The organism is Ensifer sp. Root278, from assembly GCF_001429285.1.
GTDB lineage: Bacteria > Pseudomonadota > Alphaproteobacteria > Rhizobiales > Rhizobiaceae > Ensifer.
This window is the reverse complement of record NZ_LMJJ01000043.1, coordinates 503,969-523,830: the sequence shown is the minus strand read 5'-3', so window position 1 is coordinate 523,830 and position 19,862 is coordinate 503,969. Positions and strand designations below refer to the sequence as shown.

18 protein-coding genes and 2 pseudogenes are annotated in these 19,862 nt (G+C 64.5%); 5 read left to right on the top strand and 15 right to left on the bottom strand.

Annotated features, from left to right (window positions below):
* From cysT to ASE60_RS31565, 5 genes and pseudogenes are all read left to right on the top strand, one after another.
* Nucleotides 1-771: sulfate ABC transporter permease subunit CysT (cysT, locus tag ASE60_RS31580; RefSeq protein ID WP_057255568.1), on the top strand; the 771-nt coding region annotated here is incomplete at its 5' end.
* Nucleotides 761-1,648 carry a sulfate ABC transporter permease subunit CysW gene (gene cysW / locus ASE60_RS31575; protein ID WP_057255526.1) on the top strand — a complete coding sequence of 296 codons (888 nt, stop codon included), beginning with the start codon at nucleotides 761-763 and terminating at the stop codon, nucleotides 1,646-1,648. The genes cysT and cysW, both read left to right, overlap by 11 nt.
* A gap of 13 nt (nucleotides 1,649-1,661) precedes the next feature.
* Nucleotides 1,662-2,784, top strand: a pseudogene (locus ASE60_RS31570) (sulfate/molybdate ABC transporter ATP-binding protein); the annotation flags it as partial.
* 1 nt (nucleotide 2,785) lies between these two features.
* Nucleotides 2,786-3,019: pseudogene (locus ASE60_RS35935) on the top strand (hypothetical protein); the annotation flags it as partial.
* Nucleotides 3,020-3,144: 125 nt separating this feature from the next.
* The gene (locus tag ASE60_RS31565; protein WP_057255525.1) at nucleotides 3,145-4,509 is read left to right on the top strand and encodes an FAD-binding oxidoreductase; all 1,365 of its coding nucleotides are present in this window, start codon (nucleotides 3,145-3,147) and stop codon (nucleotides 4,507-4,509) included.
* A gap of 51 nt (nucleotides 4,510-4,560) precedes the next feature.
* Here the strand turns inward: ASE60_RS31565 and ASE60_RS31560 are convergent, their stop codons facing one another.
* From ASE60_RS31560 to ASE60_RS31490, 15 genes are all read right to left on the bottom strand, one after another.
* Complete coding sequence (locus ASE60_RS31560; RefSeq protein WP_057255524.1) at nucleotides 4,561-5,070, bottom strand: RES domain-containing protein; 510 nt, start codon at nucleotides 5,068-5,070, stop codon at nucleotides 4,561-4,563.
* Nucleotides 5,070-5,438, bottom strand: coding sequence for an antitoxin Xre/MbcA/ParS toxin-binding domain-containing protein (locus ASE60_RS31555; RefSeq protein ID WP_057255567.1), 369 nt, complete (start codon nucleotides 5,436-5,438; stop codon nucleotides 5,070-5,072). Before ASE60_RS31555 ends, ASE60_RS31560 begins: the two co-directional genes overlap by 1 nt.
* A 72-nt stretch (nucleotides 5,439-5,510) precedes the next feature.
* The gene (locus ASE60_RS31550) at nucleotides 5,511-6,296 is read right to left on the bottom strand and encodes a crotonase/enoyl-CoA hydratase family protein (RefSeq protein ID WP_057255523.1); all 786 of its coding nucleotides are present in this window, start codon (nucleotides 6,294-6,296) and stop codon (nucleotides 5,511-5,513) included.
* On the bottom strand, nucleotides 6,293-7,162 hold the full coding sequence (locus tag ASE60_RS31545) for a hydroxymethylglutaryl-CoA lyase (protein ID WP_057255522.1): 870 nt from the start codon (nucleotides 7,160-7,162) through the stop codon (nucleotides 6,293-6,295). Before ASE60_RS31545 ends, ASE60_RS31550 begins: the two co-directional genes overlap by 4 nt.
* Entirely contained in the window at nucleotides 7,159-9,147 is a 1,989-nt protein-coding gene (locus tag ASE60_RS31540) for an acetyl/propionyl/methylcrotonyl-CoA carboxylase subunit alpha (RefSeq protein ID WP_057255521.1), read from the bottom strand. Before ASE60_RS31540 ends, ASE60_RS31545 begins: the two co-directional genes overlap by 4 nt.
* Nucleotides 9,148-9,162: 15 nt before the next feature.
* Nucleotides 9,163-9,546, bottom strand: coding sequence for a RidA family protein (locus ASE60_RS31535; protein WP_057255520.1), 384 nt, complete (start codon nucleotides 9,544-9,546; stop codon nucleotides 9,163-9,165).
* Nucleotides 9,547-9,556: 10 nt separating this feature from the next.
* The gene (locus ASE60_RS31530; RefSeq protein ID WP_057255519.1) at nucleotides 9,557-11,164 is read right to left on the bottom strand and encodes a carboxyl transferase domain-containing protein; all 1,608 of its coding nucleotides are present in this window, start codon (nucleotides 11,162-11,164) and stop codon (nucleotides 9,557-9,559) included.
* Nucleotides 11,165-11,210: 46 nt separating this feature from the next.
* Nucleotides 11,211-12,374, bottom strand: coding sequence for an isovaleryl-CoA dehydrogenase (locus ASE60_RS31525; protein ID WP_057255518.1), 1,164 nt, complete (start codon nucleotides 12,372-12,374; stop codon nucleotides 11,211-11,213).
* 267 nt (nucleotides 12,375-12,641) lie between these two features.
* The gene (locus tag ASE60_RS31520; RefSeq protein WP_057255517.1) at nucleotides 12,642-13,199 is read right to left on the bottom strand and encodes a gluconokinase; all 558 of its coding nucleotides are present in this window, start codon (nucleotides 13,197-13,199) and stop codon (nucleotides 12,642-12,644) included.
* A gap of 93 nt (nucleotides 13,200-13,292) precedes the next feature.
* Nucleotides 13,293-13,988, bottom strand: a complete 696-nt coding sequence (locus ASE60_RS31515) for a class II aldolase/adducin family protein (protein ID WP_057255516.1) — start codon at nucleotides 13,986-13,988, stop codon at nucleotides 13,293-13,295.
* Entirely contained in the window at nucleotides 13,985-15,454 is a 1,470-nt protein-coding gene (locus ASE60_RS31510) for an FGGY family carbohydrate kinase (RefSeq protein ID WP_057255515.1), read from the bottom strand. The genes ASE60_RS31515 and ASE60_RS31510 overlap by 4 nt, the downstream gene beginning before the upstream one ends.
* Nucleotides 15,455-15,497: 43 nt before the next feature.
* Nucleotides 15,498-16,346, bottom strand: a complete 849-nt coding sequence (locus ASE60_RS31505; RefSeq protein ID WP_057255514.1) for a sugar phosphate isomerase/epimerase — start codon at nucleotides 16,344-16,346, stop codon at nucleotides 15,498-15,500.
* 2 nt (nucleotides 16,347-16,348) lie between these two features.
* Nucleotides 16,349-17,347, bottom strand: a complete 999-nt coding sequence (locus tag ASE60_RS31500; RefSeq protein ID WP_057255513.1) for an ABC transporter permease — start codon at nucleotides 17,345-17,347, stop codon at nucleotides 16,349-16,351.
* Nucleotides 17,344-18,345: an ABC transporter permease gene (locus ASE60_RS31495; protein ID WP_057255512.1), complete on the bottom strand. Its 1,002-nt coding sequence runs from the start codon at nucleotides 18,343-18,345 to the stop codon at nucleotides 17,344-17,346. Before ASE60_RS31495 ends, ASE60_RS31500 begins: the two co-directional genes overlap by 4 nt.
* On the bottom strand, nucleotides 18,338-19,852 hold the full coding sequence (locus tag ASE60_RS31490) for a sugar ABC transporter ATP-binding protein (RefSeq protein ID WP_057255511.1): 1,515 nt from the start codon (nucleotides 19,850-19,852) through the stop codon (nucleotides 18,338-18,340). The genes ASE60_RS31495 and ASE60_RS31490 overlap by 8 nt, the downstream gene beginning before the upstream one ends.
* Nucleotides 19,853-19,862 lie beyond the last annotated feature (10 nt).

The window sequence follows — 19,862 nt, the reverse complement described above, 5'->3', positions numbered from 1 at the left end:
TGGCTGGTGCTGATCGTGTTGATCCCGCTGTCGGGGCTGGTGTGGCGGGCAAGCGGGCTCGGCTGGGCCAAGTTCTTTGAGCTGGCGCTCGATCCGCGCACGCTCAATGCCCTGAAGATCTCGTTCGGCACGGCGTTTCTCGCCGCGATCATCAACCTCGTCTTCGGCGTCATCCTCGCCTGGGTGCTGGTGCGCTATCGTTTCCCCGGCAAACGGGTGATCGACGCCATGGTCGACCTGCCGTTCGCGCTGCCGACCGCGGTCGCCGGCATTGCCTTGACGACGCTTTATGCCGGCAACGGCTGGATCGGCCAGTTCATCGAGCCGCTCGGGCTCAAGATCGCCTTTACGCCATCCGGCATCGTCGTCGCGCTGATCTTCGTCGGCCTGCCGTTTGTTGTCAGGACCGTGCAGCCGATCATGGAGGAGATCGACAAGGAGGTGGAAGAAGCCGCAGCCACCCTTGGCGCCAGCCGTTTCCAGACGATCAGCCGGGTATTGTTGCCGGGACTGCTGCCGGCCGGCCTCACCGGCTTTGCGCTCGCCTTTGCCCGCGGCGTCGGCGAATACGGCTCGGTGATCTTCATCGCYGGCAACCTGCCTTATGTCTCGGAGATCGCSCCGCTTCTGATCGTCATCMGGCTYGAAGAGTTTAACTATGCTGCCGCCACCGCCATTGCCGCGGTGATGCTGGCGATCTCCTTCGCCATGCTGCTCCTCATCAACTCGATCCAGGCCTGGAGCCGGCGGAGATATGTCTATGTCGCATGATCTGACCGCATCCGGSCCGCAACGSGCCTTGCCGGCGCTGGCYGCCGCCACCTCGGAAAGCCGCTTTGCCCGGCTGACCCTGACGATCACGGCGCTTGTCTTCGTCGCGCTGTTTTTGCTTTTGCCGCTCGCCGCCGTCTTCACCGAGGCGCTGCGCAAGGGACCGGCCGAGTTCGTTGCCGCGCTCGGGGACACCGAGACCTTCTCGGCCATCCGCCTGACGCTGACCGTCGCTGCCATCGCCGTGCCGCTCAACCTCGTCTTCGGCGTCGCCGCCGCCTGGGCGATCGCCAAGTTCGAGTTCAAGGGCAAGGCGTTCCTGACGACGCTGATCGACCTGCCGTTCTCGGTCTCGCCGGTCATCTCCGGCCTCGTCTTCGTGCTGTTGTTCGGCTCGCACAGCCTGATCGGTCCCTGGCTGCAGAGCCACGGCATCCAGATCCTGTTTGCCGTGCCCGGTCTGGTGCTCGCCACCGTCTTCGTCACCTTCCCCTTCGTCGCCCGCGAGCTGATCCCGCTGATGCAGGAACAGGGCAGTAGCGACGAGGAGGCAGCCCTGTCCTTGGGGGCGTCGGGCTGGCAGACCTTCTGGTTCGTGACGCTGCCGAACATCAAATGGGGGCTGCTTTACGGCGTGCTKYTSTGCAACGCCCGCGCCATGGGCGAGTTCGGCGCCGTCTCGGTGGTCTCCGGCCATATCCGCGGCGAGACCAACACCATGCCGTTGCAGGTCGAAATCCTCTATAATGAATACAACTTCGTCGCCGCCTTTGCGGTGGCGGCGTTGCTGGCGCTGCTGGCGCTGATCACCCTGATTTTGAAGACGGCGCTGGAGATCCGCTACAGCGCCGAGATCGCCGCCAGCCGCAGGCATTGAAAGGTCAAACGCTATGGACGTGCGCGTTCACAACATCCGCAAGGAATTCGGCCGCTTCCCGGCGCTCGACGACGTCTCGCTCGACATCCGCTCCGGCGAGCTGATCGCGCTGCTTGGCCCCTCCGGCTCCGGCAAGACGACCTTGCTGCGTCTCGTTGCCGGGCTCGAAAGCCCGACCGGCGGCACGATCTTCTTCGGCGACGAGGATGCCTCGCAAAAGACGGTGCAGCAGCGCAACATCGGCTTCGTCTTCCAGCACTATGCCCTGTTCCGCCACATGACGGTGCTCGACAACGTCGCCTTCGGCCTCAAGGTGCGCCCGGGCAATCGCCGGCCGCCGGCCGCCGAGATCCGCAAGCGGGCGCTCGACCTGCTCGATCTGGTGCAGCTCTCCGGTCTCGACAAACGSTATCCGGCSCAGCTGTCCGGCGGCCAGCGCCAGCGCGTGGCGCTCGCCCGCGCCATGGCGGTCGAGCCGAACGTGCTGCTGCTCGACGAGCCCTTCGGCGCGCTCGACGCCCAGGTGCGCAAGGAACTGCGCAAGTGGCTGCGCGAGATCCATGACCGCACCGGCCACACGACGATCTTCGTCACCCACGACCAGGAGGAGGCGCTGGAACTGGCCGACCGCGTCGTCGTCATGAGCAAGGGCGCGATCGAACAGGTCGGCACCCCCGACGAGATCTACGACCATCCGGTTTCGCCCTTCGTCTTCGGCTTCATCGGCCAGTCGAACGCGCTCGCCGTCACGCTCCAGAACGGCGAGATCTGGTTCGAGGACCGGCCGATCGGGCTCAGGGCTCCGGCCGAGCCGGACGGGCCGGCCAATCTGCACTTCCGCCCGCACGACATCGAGCTGATCGACGGCTGCGGCGGCTGTCTCGCCGGCCTCGTCACCGCCAGCCGCCGCGTTGCCGGCACCCGCCATCTCGAACTCGACCTTGGCCGCAACCATCCGCATGTCGAGATCGAGCTGTCGCCCGAACGCGCCGCCGCCGGCGACCACAGCCGCATCGCCTTCCGGCCGACAAAGTGGAAACTCTTCAGAGACAACAGAGAGCAGGCTGTAGAGGCAGAAATAGATGTGGGGCAGCGGGCGGCCGAGGAAGCCGGTGAAACCGTTCGTCCTTGGCCTCNCCCCGCCATCTCGAACTCGACCTTGGCCGCAACCATCCGCATGTCGAGATCGAGCTGTCGCCCGAACGCGCCGCCGCCGGCGACCACAGCCGCATCGCCTTCCGGCCGACAAAGTGGAAACTCTTCAGAGACAACAGAGAGCAGGCTGTAGAGGCAGAAATAGATGTGGGGCAGCGGGCGGCCGAGGAAGCCGGTGAAACCGTAGCCTTCGAACTTGCCCGCACGGGCACTTGACTTCATCACCGACCATACGCCGGCGAAGCGCGCTTGAGCTTCGCCGGCCGATTTCGGTTTGCTTCGATATGCGCTAAGCAGGGACGCCCGCGGCCGACAATGGCCTCGGAAACGGAGAGAAGCGCATGACGATCGTCGACGACCTGAAACAAGCCTTCGGCGATATCGTCCTGACAGGAACAGAGATTGGCGAACGCCATCGCAGTGACGCCAGCCTGACCGGCCGCGAACTGCCGAAGGCCGTTATCCGACCGACAAGCAGCGAAGAGATCGCCGAAGTCCTCCGCCTCTGCAACGAGAACGGCCGGGCAGTCGTCGTCCAGGGCGGCCTGACCGGGCTTGCCGGCGGCGCCAATGCCGGCAGCGACGCGGTGGTGATTTCGCTCGAACGTTTTACCGGCATCGAGGAGATCGACCCGCAGGCAGGAACCATGACGGTGCGCGCCGGCACGCCGCTCGAGGTTGCGCAACGCGCTGCAGAAGACGCCGGATTCCTGTTGCCCATCGATCTCGGTGCCCGCGGCTCCTGCCAGATCGGCGGCAATCTCGCCACCAATGCCGGCGGCATCCGTGTGCTTCGCTACGGCGTCACCCGTGACAACGTGCTCGGCCTCGAAGTCGTGCTGGCCGATGGGACTGTCATCTCGTCGCTCAACAAGATGATCAAGAACAACACCGGCTACGATCTCCGACAGTATTTCATCGGCTCCGAGGGAACGCTCGGCGTGATCACCCGCGCGGTCCTCCGTCTGCGGCCACTGCCAGCCGGCCGGCTGACGGCGCTCTGTGCCCTCGACAGCTTTGATAATGTGGTTGCCTTTCTCACACATTGCCAGCGCCGCCTGCCGGGGCTCTCGGCCTTCGAGGCCATGTGGCAGAACTATTTCCGCTTCAACGCAGAGGCGGAAAAGCAAAGGCTCTTTGATGAAATTCCGCCTTTCGCCGTGATCGTCGAACAGGATCTCCTGGGTGACGACAGCGAGCGCGATGCGTTCGAGGCCCTTCTCGGCGAAGCGCTCGAAGCCGGCATTATCAGCGACGCGCTGATTGCCCAGTCGGAGAAGGAAAGCCGCTCGTTCTGGAGCATCCGCGAGGGCCACGCGATGGACCAGTTGCTGCCGTCGCTCATCAATCTCGATGTCAGCCTGCCGATCGGCGATATCGGGCGCTTCGCCGAGGACTGCGGCAAGGCTCTTTCTGCGCGGTTCCCGGCCGCCCACGTCTCCTTCTTCGGCCATGTCGCCGACAGCAACCTGCACATCGCCTTCTCGCAACCGGACAGCGACGCGGAAACGCCGCACATCGTCGATGGCATCGTCTACGAGATCGTGCGGCGCTATCGCGGCTCGATCTCGGCCGAACACGGCATCGGCACGTTGAAGCGGGAATTCCTCGACCATTCGCGCAGTCCGGCGGAGCTCGATCTCATGCGCCGGATCAAGCTGGCGCTCGACCCGAACGGCATCCTCAATCCGGGTAAGGTGCTCTGAGAGTACGACTGGAGAAGAACGGCTCCCGGGAAGAACTCTCAATAAGTCGGTTCAGAGCCAGGAGGCGGGCGTTTTCGGCAAGCGCCCATCGGGATCAATCACCTTCAACTCTGCCCCCTCGCCTGAATTCCAGCGCCAGAGTGCGACGCAAGTACCGCCAGGTGACATGAAGGACGGGTAGATCAGGCCATCGAAGCCTCGATCGCTCAGCTCCCGCTGCAGGCGATGCGTCTCCGGCAGGAGGCCGCGATCAAGCGCATCGCGCCATTCGCAGCGGTGAATCTCCTCGGTGAGATCAAGCGCGGCAAGCGTTTCGACAACCGTCAGGTCGGCGAGCCGAGCGAAGCGCAGCTCAAGCTGCGCGATCAGCGCCGGATGCTGGACGAAACCCTGATTGTACTCGGCCCAGGCGGTCGAGAGTTCGCGGGCCGCATAGATTGTCGGCACACCCAGGGGATTCCACCGTCCGCCAAAGCGCGAAGCACCGTCGCCCGAGAGCGGCGCATGCGCCCAGCGCGGGACGTAGGCGCGCCACAGGCGCACCGGCTCGCTTCCTGCCATCAGGCGTAGACACCGGAACGTACGGCTTCGAGATAGGCGAGCACCTTGTCGGCCTTGCCTTCGCCGACAAGGTCATAGGCCGTCTTTCCGGCCCAGCCTGGGATCGGCTGGTGCTTGAACCAGATCACGGCGCGGCTGTCGTCCCCCGCCATCTCGCCGGCCATGGCGAGGATGCGCACGACGTTGCTCAACGCCGCATCGACCTTGCGGGCGCTGGATTTCGCCGTCAGCGTGTTGCGCGCGACCCCGATCAGCTTCGCTAGCTCCGCAAGCGTCACGCCGAGGCGATCGGAAACCAGCCTCGCGGAGAGGAAGGACGAGTGGCTCTCGCCGTAGTGGGCGGCAGAAACATTGAAACTGACAGTCATGGCAGAATCCGAGCTCTTTTTGATCATCACGTAATCAAAATAAGCTCAAAAGGCGCCCATTTCAAGGAAAGCCTATTGCCGCCAGGATGGCTCGCGCTTGTCAAAGAAAGCGCCGACACCTTCGCGGGCCTCGTCGGATTCCCAGCAATCAGCAAGCTGCTCGATGGTCGCGGCAATGGTGTCCCCGGTGATCGGTGGTCCAAGCGAACGGGCCAACCGTTTGGCCCGACCGGTCGCCTCGGGCGCCACTGCCAGATAGGGCTCGATCTCCGCTTCGACCGCCGCATCCAGGGCATCTGCCGCAGCAACGACCGTGGCCAGCCCCAGGGCGCGCGCCTCCTCAGCGCCGAACAGGCGGGCGGACATGAACAACGGCCGCGCCTTGCCCTCGCCGATCCGGGCGACGACATAGGGGCTGATGGTGGCCGGGATCAGGCCGAGACGCGTCTCCGTCAAACCAAATTTGGCGTCGGCCGAAGCGACGGCCGCATCGCAGATGCTCATGAGGCCGACGCCGCCGCCAAAGGCGTTGCCATGCAGGCGGCCGATCACCGGCTTGGCGATCTCGTTCAGCGCCTTGAACATCATCGCCAGACGCGTCGCCTCGGCGACCCGCGTCGCCCGATCGGCATCGAACTGCTCACGCATCCAGCCGAGATCGCCGCCGGCGCAGAAGCTGCGGCCTTCGGCTTCCAGTATGACGGCCCGGACCGAGCGATCGTCCGAAAGCGAATGAGCGGCTTCGGTAAGTTCGCCGATCATCTTCGCCGAAAGCGCATTGTGCTTCTGCGGTAGTGCCAAAGTCAGCCGCGCGACCCCGCGTGCGTCGGTCGCGATCCGGATCGTTTCGAGGGTCATGATCTTGTCCTCAAGGTCCGCGCGAAAGCGGCGGCCTGTTCGAGCTTCGCCGTGTCGAGGCCAGTCGAGAACCCCTTGCCGGTGACGAAGGCGTTGACGGCGAGCGTGTCGACATTGCCGGCCGCTCCCGGCGCATAGGGACATCCGCCGAGACCGCCGGCCGAGGTATCGAAGACCCGCAAACCGCGGTCGAGCGCCACGGCGATATTTTCGAGCGCGCGGCCGCACGTATCATGGAAATGTCCGGCAAGCCGCTCGGACCGAATGCGCTCCAGCACTGCAGCCAGCATCGCGTCCACCGCCTCCGGTTTGCCGCGACCGATCGTGTCGCCAAGACTGATCTCATAGCAGCCGAGATCATCGAGCAGGCCGGCGACATCGGCGGCACTGGCCGGCGCGATCGCCCCCTCATAGGGGCATTCGACCACGCAACTGACATAGCCGCGCAGCAGAAGCCCGCGCTCACGGCAGGCGTCGGCAATCGGGCGAAACCGCGCGATGCTTTCGGCGATCGAGCAATTGATGTTCTTCTGCGAGAAGGTTTCGGAAGCGGAGGCGAAGATCGCCACCTCGTCGGCGCCAGCTTCAAGTGCTGCCTCAAGCCCGCGCATATTGGGAGTCAGCACGGCGTAGCGCGTACCGGGTCGCCTGACAATGCCGGCCATCACCTCGGCGGCGTCGGCCATCTGCGGCACCCATTTCGGGCTGACGAAGCTCGTCACCTCGATCCGCTCATAGCCGCAGTCGGATAGCAGATCGACGAGGCGGATCTTGTCGGCAGTCGCAACGATACGGCTTTCATTCTGCAGCCCGTCACGTGGCGCCATTTCGACGATCGTCACGTGCTCAGGCACCGCTCCGCTCATTCTGCGCTCTCCGGCTGGAGCATCACCAGCACGGCGCCGGCGCTCACCTGTTCGCCTTCACTGACCAGTACGCTCTCGACCACGCCGGCACGCGAGGCGGACAGCGTAAGCTCCATCTTCATCGCTTCCATGACGGCGAGCGCCTGCCCCTTTTCGACCGTATCACCGGGGCGGACCCGGACGAGCTTGACGATACCGGGCATCGGCGCCGAAACCTCGTCGTCGGCCACCTCGCTGGAATGACCAGTGCCAAGCGCGTCGGGCAGGCGCAGGACGTAAGTGTCACCGTTGAGGAACAGGGTGATCTGCTCGCCTTCGCGCAGGAAGCGGAACTCATGCTGCGCTCCGGAGATCTCGGCGCGGGCGCCGTCGGTAAACCGGTCGAGGATCACCACAGGCAGAGCCGCCGTTCCGGTGTGGACCGCAAACTGGTCGCGGCCGCGGGCGGCGAGCGTCACAATCGCCCGGCCGCCTGCGTGCTCGATCGTGACGTTCCTGCTGGCGTCGCCCCAGATCTGCCAATGGCCGAGTGACGACCACGGATCGGCAGATCCATCCGGCAGCAGGGCGCCGGTGGAGACGATCGCCGCCAGCGCCAGCGCCGCATCGCTTGGCGCCTTCGTTGCCGTGAGCTGATCGATGGAACGGTCGATGAGGCCGGTATCGGGATGCCCGGCGCGAAAATCCGGCTCGGCGGCAAGACGCGCCAGAAAGTCGAGATTGGTGACCGTGCCGCCGATGCGGCACGCCCTCAATGCGCTTTCGAGCTTTGCCAGCGCTGCCGAACGGTTCGGGCCATGAACGATCAGCTTGGCGATCAGCGGATCATAGAATGGCGTGATCCGGTCGCCTTGCCGGACACCGGCATCGACACGCACGCCATCTTCCGGAAAGCTCAGCGTCGTCAGCCGCCCGGTCGCCGGCAGGAAGCCGCGAGATGGGTCTTCCGCATAGATGCGGGCTTCGAACGCCCAGCCGTCGATGCCGATCTCGCTCTGCCGTTTCGGCAGCGCTTCGCCGGCGGCGGCGCGCAACTGCCACTCGACGAGATCGATACCGGTGATCGCCTCCGTCACCGGATGCTCCACCTGCAAACGGGTGTTCATCTCCATGAAATAGAACTGGTCCGGCCAGAGCCCGTCCGTCACGTCAGCGATGAATTCGACGGTGCCGGCGCCGACATAGCCGATCGCCTGCGCTGCCCGAACCGCAGCATCGCCCATGGCGCGCCGCACTTCCGCGGTCATGCCGGGGGCCGGCGCTTCCTCGATCACTTTCTGGTGGCGGCGCTGCAGCGAGCAGTCGCGCTCGAAGAGGTGCAGGATATTGCCGTGCCGGTCGCCGAAGACCTGGACTTCGATATGCCGGGGTTTCGTCAGGTATTTCTCGATCAGCACCGAACCATCGCCGAAGGCGGCTTCCGCCTCACGGCGCGCCGCCTCGAGCGCGGCCGGAAACTCGGTGGCGCTGTCGACGCGCCGCATGCCCTTGCCGCCGCCGCCGGCGCGCGCCTTGATCAGCACCGGATAGCCGACATTCACGGCTTCTTCCGCGAGGAAGTCGGCATCCTGCCGCTCGCCGTGGTAACCGGGAACGACCGGCACGCCGGACTGCTCCATCAGCGCCTTGGCGGCATCCTTCAGACCCATGGCGCGGATCGCCCGCGCGGATGGCCCGACGAAGGTGATCCCGGCCGCCTCGACGGCGTCGGCGAAATCGGCATTCTCCGAGAGGAAACCATATCCCGGGTGGATCGCATCCGCACCGACCGCGCGTGCGGCAGCGATGATGCGCTCGGCCGACAGATAGCTTTCGAGGGCCGGGGCTGAGCCGATGCGGATCGCTTCGTCGGCAAGTGCCACGTGCAGCGCGCCGACATCAGCATCGGAATAGACGGCGACCGTGCGAATGCCGAGGCGCTTGGCGGTACGCATCACCCGGCAGGCGATCTCACCGCGATTGGCAATCAGGAGTTTGGAAAACATCGGCATCCTCGGCCCCTATCGCGCAGCGATCACATCGATTTCGAGCAACCAGCCGGCATCGAAAATGCCGGCGATCGCCACGGTCATGGCGGGTGCGAGCGCGCCCAGATATTCCTGGCGGGCAGCACGGTTGGCCATGGTGTACTGGCGGTCGGCAAGCAGGACCGTCACCTTGACGATGTCGGACTTCGTCATACCCGCCGCCGTCAGCTGGGCGTCAATGTTCGCCCAGACCTGGCGCGCCTGCGCCTCGAAACCCTCCGGCAATGCGTCTTCGGCCGTCAGCGGCACCTGGCCGCTGACAAAGAGCAGGCGCTCGAAATCTTCAAGGCGCACGGCCTGCGAATAGCCGCCGCGCGGTTGAGGTGCATTCTTGGCGTTGATGTTCTCGCGCTTCATCAGCTCATCCCTACATCCTGAAGAGGCCGAAGCGCGTGTCTTCGATCGGCGCGTTGAGCGCTGCCGAAAGCGACAGGCCCAGCACATCGCGCGTCTTGCGCGGATCGACGACACCGTCGTCCCAAAGTCTTGCCGAGGCATAGAGCGGATGGCTCTGGCGCTCGAAGAGATCGAGGATCGGCTGGCGGAAACGCGCCTCCTCCTCTTCGCTCCAGGGCGTGCCCGCCCGCTTCAGCGCCTCGCTGCGCACCGTCGTCAACACACCGGCCGCCTGTTCGCCGCCCATGACAGAGATACGGCTGTTCGGCCAAGTCCAGAGGAAGCGCGGCGAAAAGGCGCGGCCGCACATGCCGTAATTGCCCGCGCCGAAGGAGCCGCCGACGAGCATGGTCACCTTCGGTACCCGCGCCGTCGCCACCGCCGTCACCAGCTTGGCGCCGTGCTTGGCTATGCCTTCCGTCTCGTACTTCCGCCCGACCATGAAGCCGGTGATGTTCTGCAGGAACACGAGCGGAATTTTGCGCTGGGCACAGAGCTCGACGAAATGCGCGCCCTTCAGTGCGGATTCGGAGAACAGCACGCCGTTGTTGGCGATGATGCCGACCGGAATGCCATGGACATGGGCGAAGCCGCAGACGAGCGTCGTACCGTAGCGCGCCTTGAACTCGTCGAAACGGGAGCCGTCGACGACGCGGGCGATGACCTCGCGGATATCGTAGGGCGTGCGCAGATCGGAAGGCACGATGCCGGCAATTTCGTGCGGATCGTAGAGCGGCGGTTCAGATGCCGTGAGTTCGACCGACAGCGGCTTGTGCCGGTTGAGCGCGGCGACAGCCCGACGCGCCAGCGCCAGCGCGTGGGCGTCGTCACGCGCCAAGTGATCGGCCACGCCGGAAAGGCGGGTATGCACATCGGCGCCGCCGAGATCCTCCGCCGAGACCACCTCGCCGGTCGCCGCCCTGACGAGCGGCGGGCCGGCGAGAAAGATCGTACCCTGGCCCTCGACGATGATCGTTTCGTCGGACATCGCCGGCACGTAGGCGCCGCCGGCTGTGCACGATCCCATCACCACAGCGATCTGTGGAATGCCGGCAGCCGACATGTTGGCCTGGTTGTAGAAGATCCGGCCGAAGTGATCCCTGTCCGGGAAAACCTCGTCCTGGTTCGGCAGATTGGCGCCGCCGGAGTCAACGAGATAGATGCAAGGCAGATGGTTTTCCGCGGCGATCTCCTGCGCGCGCAGGTGCTTCTTCACCGTCAGCGGATAGTAGGTACCGCCTTTGACCGTCGGATCGTTGCAGACGATCATGCATTCGCGGCCCGACACCCGGCCGATGCCGGTGATCAGTCCGGCCGCCGGCGCATCGCCATTGTACATGCCGTGCGCGGCCGTCATGCCGACTTCGAGGAACGGCGTTGCGGGATCGATGAGATTGGCCACCCGGTCGCGCGGCAGAAGCTTGCCTCGACTGACATGGCGCTCGCGCGCGGTTTCGCCGCCGCCGCCGGCCGCAAGCTTCACAGCCTCCTCGACCGTCACGATCGCCTCGGCCATGGCCGCCTGATTGGCCCTGAACGTTTCGGAGGACGGTGAGATGTGAGATTTCAGAACGGTCATGAGGTCCTCATAGGATCGAGTTCGGCCGCTTTCGTCTCATCCCGCTCTAGCTCGTCTCGGTGAACAGTTCCCGGCCGATCAGCATGCGGCGGATCTCGCTGGTGCCTGCACCGATCTCGTAGAGCTTGGCGTCGCGCAGCAGACGACCCGCCGGGTAGTCGTTGGTATAACCGTTGCCGCCCAGCGCCTGGATCGCCTCGAGCGCGAGCGCCGTCGCCTTCTCGGCCGCGTAGAGGATGCAACCCGCCGCATCCTTGCGCGTCGTCTCGCCACGATCGCAGGCGGCTGCCACCGCATAGACATAGGCGCGTGCCGCATTTGCCGTCACATACATGTCCGCGAGCTTGCCCTGCATCAGCTGGAATTCGCCGATCGCCTGGCCGAACTGCTTGCGCTCATGCAGATAGGGGACGACGACATCAAGGCAAGCGGCCATGATACCGAGGGGACCGGCCGACAGCACCACGCGCTCGTAGTCGAGCCCGGACATCAAAACCCGGACGCCGCCGCCGATGGTGCCGAGCACGTTTTCCTCGGGCACCTCGCAGTCTTTAAAGATCAGCTCGCAGGTGTTGGAACCGCGCATGCCGAGCTTGTCGAGCTTCTGGCCGGTGGAAAATCCGGCATAGCCTTTTTCGACCAGGAATGCGGTGATGCCGCGCGGACCGGCCGCCGGATCGGTCTTGGCATAGACGACGAGCACGTCGGCGTCGGGGCCATTGGTGATCCACATCTTGTTGCCGTTGAGCACATAGCGGTCACCGCGCTTGTCGGCCCTCAGCGTCATCGAGACGACGTCCGAGCCGGCGCCGGGCTCCGACATCGCAAGCGCGCCGACAAATTCGCCGGAGATCAGCTTCGGCAGGTAACGCGCCTTCTGGTCGTCATTGCCGTTGCGGTTGATCTGGTTGACGCAAAGATTGGAGTGGGCGCCGTAGCTGAGGCCGACCGAGGCCGACGCGCGGCTGATCTCCTCCATCGCCACACAATGGGCGAGATAGCCCATGCCGGCACCGCCATGCTCCTCGCCAGCGGTGATGCCGAGCAGGCCGAGTTCGCCCATCTCGCGCCAGAGCTGCATCGGAAACGCGTTGTTGCGATCGGTTTCATCCGCCAATGGCGCGATGCGGTCCATTGCGAAGCGCCGCACGCTCTCGCGCAATGCGTCGATGTCCTCGCCAAGTGCGAAGCTCAATCCGCCCTGAAACATGTTTATCCTCCCATCGTGCCTGCCGCGCGGTCTCCTCCCACAGCGGCCGTACGATAACGCTCCATCCTCTACGCGGATCGCGGCGAATGCAATGATATCAACGCCGCGACATGGTCGGACGATAGCACCGCGTTCCGCTAATTTCCTTCCAAAGAGGGGCGAAGCCAAGCACGATATGAAAATCCGGAGGCGCCCACCGATTGCATCCTGTGCGTGAGGCGGTCACCGGGCGCTCGCGCGCCACGTCCGTTTTGGATCGTACCACGCTCAGGTGCCCCCCCAATTCGCAAGTCCCACAAGCTGAGCGAGCACCTCATTGATCACGGCCTGCGTCGGAGGCTCGATGTCCACGGTTACGGTCAAAGGCTCGCCGACAGGGTCTTCTAGCGTCGCGAGCTGCGTGTCGAGCAGAGAGGCGGGCATGAAATGTCCCGTTCGGCGCTGCATCCGCCCGACAAGAACATCGCGATCGCCGTGGAGATAGACAAAAGCAATGGACCTGCCGGCGCTCTCGCGCAGCAGATCGCGATAACTGCGCTTCAGCGCCGAGCAGGAGACGACTACCGGCGCATCACTCGACGCGAGCTGTCGGCCGATCTCCTTCAGCCACGGCCAGCGGTCCGCATCGGCGAGCGGAATACCCGCCGACATCTTGCGGATGTTTTCCTCCGGATGCAGCGCATCACCCTCGACGAAGCGGTAACCGCAGGCAGCTGCGATAGCCTCACCGACCGAGGTCTTGCCGGTACCGGATACACCCATCACCACGATGGAACCGGGAAATGCCAGGCGGACAACAGCCTCGGACGCGTGATCGTTCGACATGGCCTTGCTCCTTGCATCTGCCGCGCTCGCTCTCCCTGATACCGTCGCGGCACCGGGTGAACAAGGCGGCTCATGCAAGTCTCAGACGATGTCTCAAACTGCAGCACGGGGGCGGGCGACGTCGTTGACGCCCTCGCCATCCGGTGCCTGGCCGTAGCTCATGCGACGCATCTGGGCGATGACCCGCTCCATCTCGTCATCGGGAAGGACCGGCGGCTCGCCGAGCGTCAACGCCTGGACATACATGCGCGACAGAGTCTCGATCTCGATGGCCAGCCACAGGGCGGATTCGAGCGTTTTGCCGAGTGAGATCTGGCCGTGCTGGCCAAGCAGGCAGGCAACGCGGTCCTTGAGCGCCACCAGCGCGTTGTCGGAGAGCGCCTGGGTGCCGAAGGTCGCATATTCGGCACAGCGGATCGTCGTGCCACCGGCAATGCCGGTCATGTAGTGGAAACTGGGAATGGTCTTGTGATGGCAGGCAAGCGTCGTCGCATAGACCGAATGGCAATGCAGCACGACGTTGATATCCGTGCGTTCCCTCAGGATATCACGGTGGAAGCGCCATTCCGACGAAGGACGAAGGCCAACATAGGTGCCGTCGAAATCCATCTCGACAAGATCTTCGGGCTGCATCGTCTCATAGGGCAGCGACGAGGGCGTGATCAGGAAACCCGTATCGGTGCGCAGCGAAATGTTGCCCGCAGTGCCCTGGTTGATGCCGCTCGAATTCATCCGCCGGCAGATGTCCACCATCTCGCGGCGGAACGACAGCGTGTCTGTCTTGGTCATCGATATGTCCTTTCGAAGTCGCGAGTGAAACTGTTGTTGTGCCCGGTGCGCGCCCGGGCCCGCCATTGCGACGCATAGACGGCGACAGCTGGCGAAAGATGCGAAACGTCGCCCGGATCGGCGAGCGAGAGCGGAGCCGGACGCTGGCGCTGGCCTTCGCTTGCAAGCAGTGCGGCGCCGGAGGCCACGCCGTAGGCATCGAGATTGAAGCGCACCCGCCGGTTTGGCATGAGCGCCGCAACGAGGCGGGCATAGAGGGGATCGCGCAGGAAGCTTCCGTCGAGCACGACCAGCGGCCCCGGCCCCAACGCCTCGACGCATTCCGTGGTCAGCAGGGAACAGTAAAGCAGCGCCAGCGCCTTGCGCTCGACCGGCGTCTCCGGCGGTGGCCCGTTGATGCGGCCGCGGCCGGCGCTTCCCGGAAAGAGACCGTCGTCGTCGCCGAAGGACGGCAGCGCCATGGTACGTCTGGCAATCAGGCCGAGCACGACATCGTCGGGCACCGGGGCCGCTGGAGGTGCGCTGCCCGCCACGTGCGAAAACTCGCGCCCGCCCATGGTGAGCACGCCGCCGAGCGGTTTGCCGAAGACGTCGCTGTTCAGCGTCATGCCGCGGTGCTCGTCGAGCCGGTCGAGGGCCGTGCGGCCGCAAAAGCCGACGATCCAGGTCCCGGTCGAAACGACGATGAAATCGGTCAAGCCGGCCGCGTGATAACGATAGTGATTGAGACTGCTGTCGTGGCCGCCCGCCAGCACCCGCAGTCCGTCCCGCAGCCCGTGGCGGCGGGCAAGCTCCGGACGCACAGGGCCGAGGACCTGCCAGGCGTCGGCGAAATCCGGCATCAACCGCTGCCAGCTGCGAGTGGTAACAATGGGCGCAAAGCGGCGTTCGGCAACGTTCCAGAGATGCGACTGTGCGCCGAGGAAGCTCGCCTCGGATACCGCAACGCCCGACAGGCGCCACGCCCAATACTGCGGCAGGCCCAGATACCAGCACGCAGCATCGACAGCACCCGGCGCGTGCTCCTGCATCCAAAAGAGCTGGCGCGCCTGATGGGTGGCGCTGTGCATCATCGCGCTGCCGCGGTCGAAGAAGGAACCGGCAAGCGGCGCGTAGCCTTGCCGGATCGCCTCCGGCAAGGGCTGCTCGTAATCGATCATCGGCAGGGCGGCACCAGCCGTCGCATCGGGGTCATCGCCGACGAGGACGCCGCCAGAGCCATGACCGGCGGCGACGAAGGTTTGCAGCGGATGACGGCTGGCAAGCGCTTCAAGGTTAGAGAAGATCCATTCGGAGAGGCTTGCGAGATCGTGATGTCGCCAGGGCGGACCGGGCAGCACCGGGTTGGCCACACTCAGCGTTTCCAGGACGACGCCATCGACCGTGACCGCGTTCAGCTTCACATTGGTCTTGCCGACATCGAGCACGGCCACCGTACCGGCTTCCTCGTCTGCCGCGACTGACATGCTGCGACCCTCCCGTCCTAACCCAAACGCACGCGGAGGCGCTTTAGATCAAACCGTATTGTTTGGCCTTGTTGCGCAGGAACGGCAGGCCGTTGCCCATGACCTCTTCCTCGTCCTTTGCGACAGGACGCCAGACGGCGAGGCCATAGGCCACCTCCGGCGGCATGTTGATGAAGCTCTCCATCGCGAGGCCGCCCTTGAAGCCGATGGCGGCAAGCGTCGCGAAGATCTCGTCCCAGGCGCAATTGCCGTAGCCGGGCGTGCCGCGATCGCTCTCGGAGAGATGGATGTATTTGATAAAATCGCGCGCATCGAGAATGCCGGTGCCGATGCCCTTCTCCTCGATGTTCATGTGATAGGTGTCGAGGTGGACGAAGACGTTATCGGCGCCGACCCGCTTGATCATGTCGACTGCCTGCCAGCCGGTGTTGATCAGGTGGTTCTCGTACCGGTTGACCGCCTCGACGCCGAGCTCGATGCCGCGCGTCTTCGCATGCTTGGCGGCTACCGTCAGTACGCGAGCGATGTTGTCGTATTCGGCCTCAGTCGGCGGCACGCCGGTACGCTCGCCGATGCCGCCATAGATGACGCCTGACAGCGCCTCGCCGCCAAGATCGGCCGTCTTGTCGATCGCCACCTTCAGGTGCTCGATCGCCGCATCGGGGCGGACGGATGCCCAGGCGTGCTCGGGCAGACCAAGCGAGCAGACGGCGCGCAGCTTGTTCTTCACCAAGAGTGCCTTGGTGTGGGCGGTGTCGACCACCGGCGGATTGAGCATCGGGATCTCGATGAAATCGACGCCGTATTTCACCGCCGCGGCGACGGCGCGCTCGGCACCGGGACGATCCCAATTCATGGTCCACATGCTCGTATGGACGCCAAAACCCTGCATGGTCACGTTTCCTTTCTGACAAATGAAATCTTGAACTTGGTGGCCACGAAGCGCAGCACCATGACGCCGGCAAGCAGCAGCCCCCAGACGGCGGTCGCCAGATGCTGGTTGGCACCGATGAGGTTGAGGCCGGAGGAAAGAAGCTGGAGCACAACCAGCGCGACGAAGACGGGAATGACCCGGCCAAAGCCGCCGAACGGATTGACGCCACCGAGGAAGCAGGCAAGCACGGTGATCAGCAGGTAGCTTTCGCCGTGGCCGATACGCACGGAGTTGAAGCGCGCCAGCATGATGATGCCGGCGATCGCACACATGGCGCCCGAGAGCGCATAGACGAGCACGATCACCTTGCGCGTGTTGATGCCGGAATAGCGTGTCGCCTCGAGGTTGGAACCGATCATGTAGGTGTTGAATCCGAGCTTGGTGCGGGAAAGCAGCACGTGCCAGGCGAGCACGCAGACGATGAAGGCGATGAGCGGGATCGGCAGCCCGAGGAACGAGCCATGGCCAAGCGGGCCGAGGAAGGCTGGAAAGCCGGAGACATCGCCGCCGCGCGTCAGGAACTCGCCGAGGCCGCGCAGGAAGATCATCATCGACAGCGAAACAAGGATCGGGTGAGCGCGCGTAAAGGCGATCACCAACCCCATGACGACGCCGCTCACTGCCCCGACGAGGATCGCCAGAACCGAACCGAGCAGGAAGGCGCCGAGACCCGCATCCACCCCGCCATTCGCTTGCAGGACCCAGGCGAGCGTCAGCCCGGCGATGTTGGCGGTAAACGTGATCGCAAGATTGAGGCCGCCAGTCAGGATCGGCAGCAGCATGGCGAGCGTCAGAAGCCCAAGTTCGGGAAGCTGGAAGGCGACTGAGCCGAAGGTGGCGGCACTGAGGAACTGCGGCGAGGCAATGCCGAAGACCAGCATGACGGCGAGGAAAGCCAGTCCTGGTCCCGCCATTTCCGGCCCAAGCAGGTTCTTTATGCGATCGACAACCGCGCTCATCGTCCGGTCCCCTTCTGGGTGAGGAAGGGCAACAGCCGTTCGATGCTGGTGTTGGAGAGCGTGATCGCGACCAGGATGATGGCGCCGATGATCATCTTGAAGGCGAAAGGCGAGACGCCCATCAGGTTGAGGCCGTTCTGCGTGATCGAGATCAGGAGCACGCCGAGCACGCAGCCGAGTACCGAGCCCTTGCCGCCGCCAAGGCGAGCGCCTCCAAGGACGACTGCCGCGAGCACATCGAGTTCGCGACCATAGAGTGCATTCGGTACCACCTCCTGCGCGTAGTGAGCCTGGATGAGGCCGCCGATGCCGGCCATCAGGCCAAGCCAGCCGAAGGCGATGAACTGCATGGCGCCGATGTTGATGCCGAAGCGGCGGGCGCCTTCTGGATTGTCGCCGAAGGCGTAGAGTTGGCGGCCGGTGGTGGTGCGGGTGATCAGTACCCAGGTGGCAATGACGCAGATCGCCATCACCAGCACCGGCAGGGTGATCTCGATCCAGGTTCCATCAGGCATCTCGCGTTCGAACAGGACGACGCGGTCCGTCAGCCAGTCCGGCAGGTCATAGATCGACACGCCTTTGGTGAAGAACATCAACAGGCCGAAATAGATGTTGAAGGTGGAGATCGTCGCCACGATCGAGATCACCCGGAAGCGGTGGATCAGGAAGGCGTTGACGGCACCAAGCAGGACGCCGATCGACCCGGCGATCAACAGCCCCGAGACCCAGCCGCCGCCACCGATCCAGCCGAGCGCGATCGCCGTACCGTACTGCACCACGGACGCTGCGACGGCGAAGGAAATATCGATGCCGCCGGCAATCAGCACCACGAGCAGCCCGACGGCGAAGATGATGTTGACCGAGCTGATGTTGAGCAGGTCGAAGGCGTTGCCGAGCGAGAAGAAGTTGGCCGTCGTGACCGATAGAACGGCGCAGATCGCGATGATGACGCCCAGTAAGGACACTTCGGTCGCATGGGTACGGACGAAGCTAGGCATAGACAGCTCCTTCGATATCACCGAGCGAAGATGTGCGCGGATCATAGCTGCCGACGATGCGGCCCTGCGCCATGTGCAGAACGCGGTCGGCGTTGAAATAGACCTCAGGCACCTCGTCGGAGATCAGGATGATCGCGAGCCCGCTCTCAGCCAATCGGGCGACGATGTCGAAGATGCCGGCGCGCGCGCCAACGTCGACGCCGACGGTCGGAGCGTCGAGGATCAAAAGCTTCGGATCGGTTGCCAGCCACTTGGCGATTGCCACACGCTGCTGGTTGCCACCCGAAAGGGTCGAGATCGCATCCTGCTGGAGGCCGATCTTGACGCCGAGATCGGCGATCCAGCGGCCGACAAGGCTGCGCTTGCGCTCTTCCGAGAGCAGGCCGCCGGAGAGGACCTTATCGAGCGAGCTGATGACGAGATTGTCGGCGATCGGCTGCGGCTGAATGAGACCGAGCGAGAGCCGGTCCTCCGAGAGATAGGCGACGCCCGCCTCGATCGCGTCGCGGTTCGAGGAGAAGCGGATCGGCTTGCCCTCGATCGAAATCGAACCCGATGCAGGCTTCAGCATACCGAAGAGCGTCAGCGCCAGTTCCGTGCGCCCGGAACCAAGCAGCCCGGTAATCCCGAGTGTCTCGCCACGGCGCACGGTCAGCGAGATATCTTCGAACTGGCCAGGGCGCGACAGTCCCTTCACATCGAGCACGGCCGGCTGCCCATCGCGCGACTTCGCACGCACCTGCTGGTCGAAGGTCTTGCCGGTCATCAGCTCGGTGATGCGCGATTGGGTCATGCTGGCGGCGGGGTAGACGCCGACCAGTGCGCCATCGCGCAGCACCGTAATCCGGCTTGAGATCTCCAGCACTTCGGCAAGCCGATGGCTGACGAAGACGACGGCGACGCCGGAGGCGGAAAGACCGCGAACGATATCGAGCAGGTGATCGGTTTCCGATTGGGTCAGCGATGCGGTCGGCTCGTCCATGAAGACGAGCTTCGCTTCGCCGACGAGAGCCCGGGCGATCGCCACGATCTGGCGCTGGGCGATTGCGTATTCCTTGAGTGGCAGATCGACGTCGAGCGTCACGCCGAGGCGGGCGAGCGCATCCTTCGCGATCTGGCGCATGCGGCCGTAGTCGACAAGCTTCGGCCAGCGACCGAGCACCGTCTGGAAGGCGATATTCTCGGCAACGCTCATCTCCGGGAAGAGCGCCAGATCCTGCCAGATCACCTGGATGCCGCGGTCCTGCGCCGTCACCGGCGACATGTGGGAGTAGGTTTCGCCATCGAACTCGATCGAAGCGCCATCGGCGGGGCGATAGACGCCGGTGATGATCTTGATCAGCGTGCTCTTGCCGCAGCCGTTTTCGCCGGCAAGGCAATGAACTTCGCCCGGGCGCACGTCGAAGCTCACATTCTTGAGCGCTCGGACGCCACCGAAAGTCATGTTGATGTCGCGCAGGGACAAAAGCGGCCTTTCGCCTCCTCCCGCGGTCGCAAGCTGGTGCATGTGTCTGTGC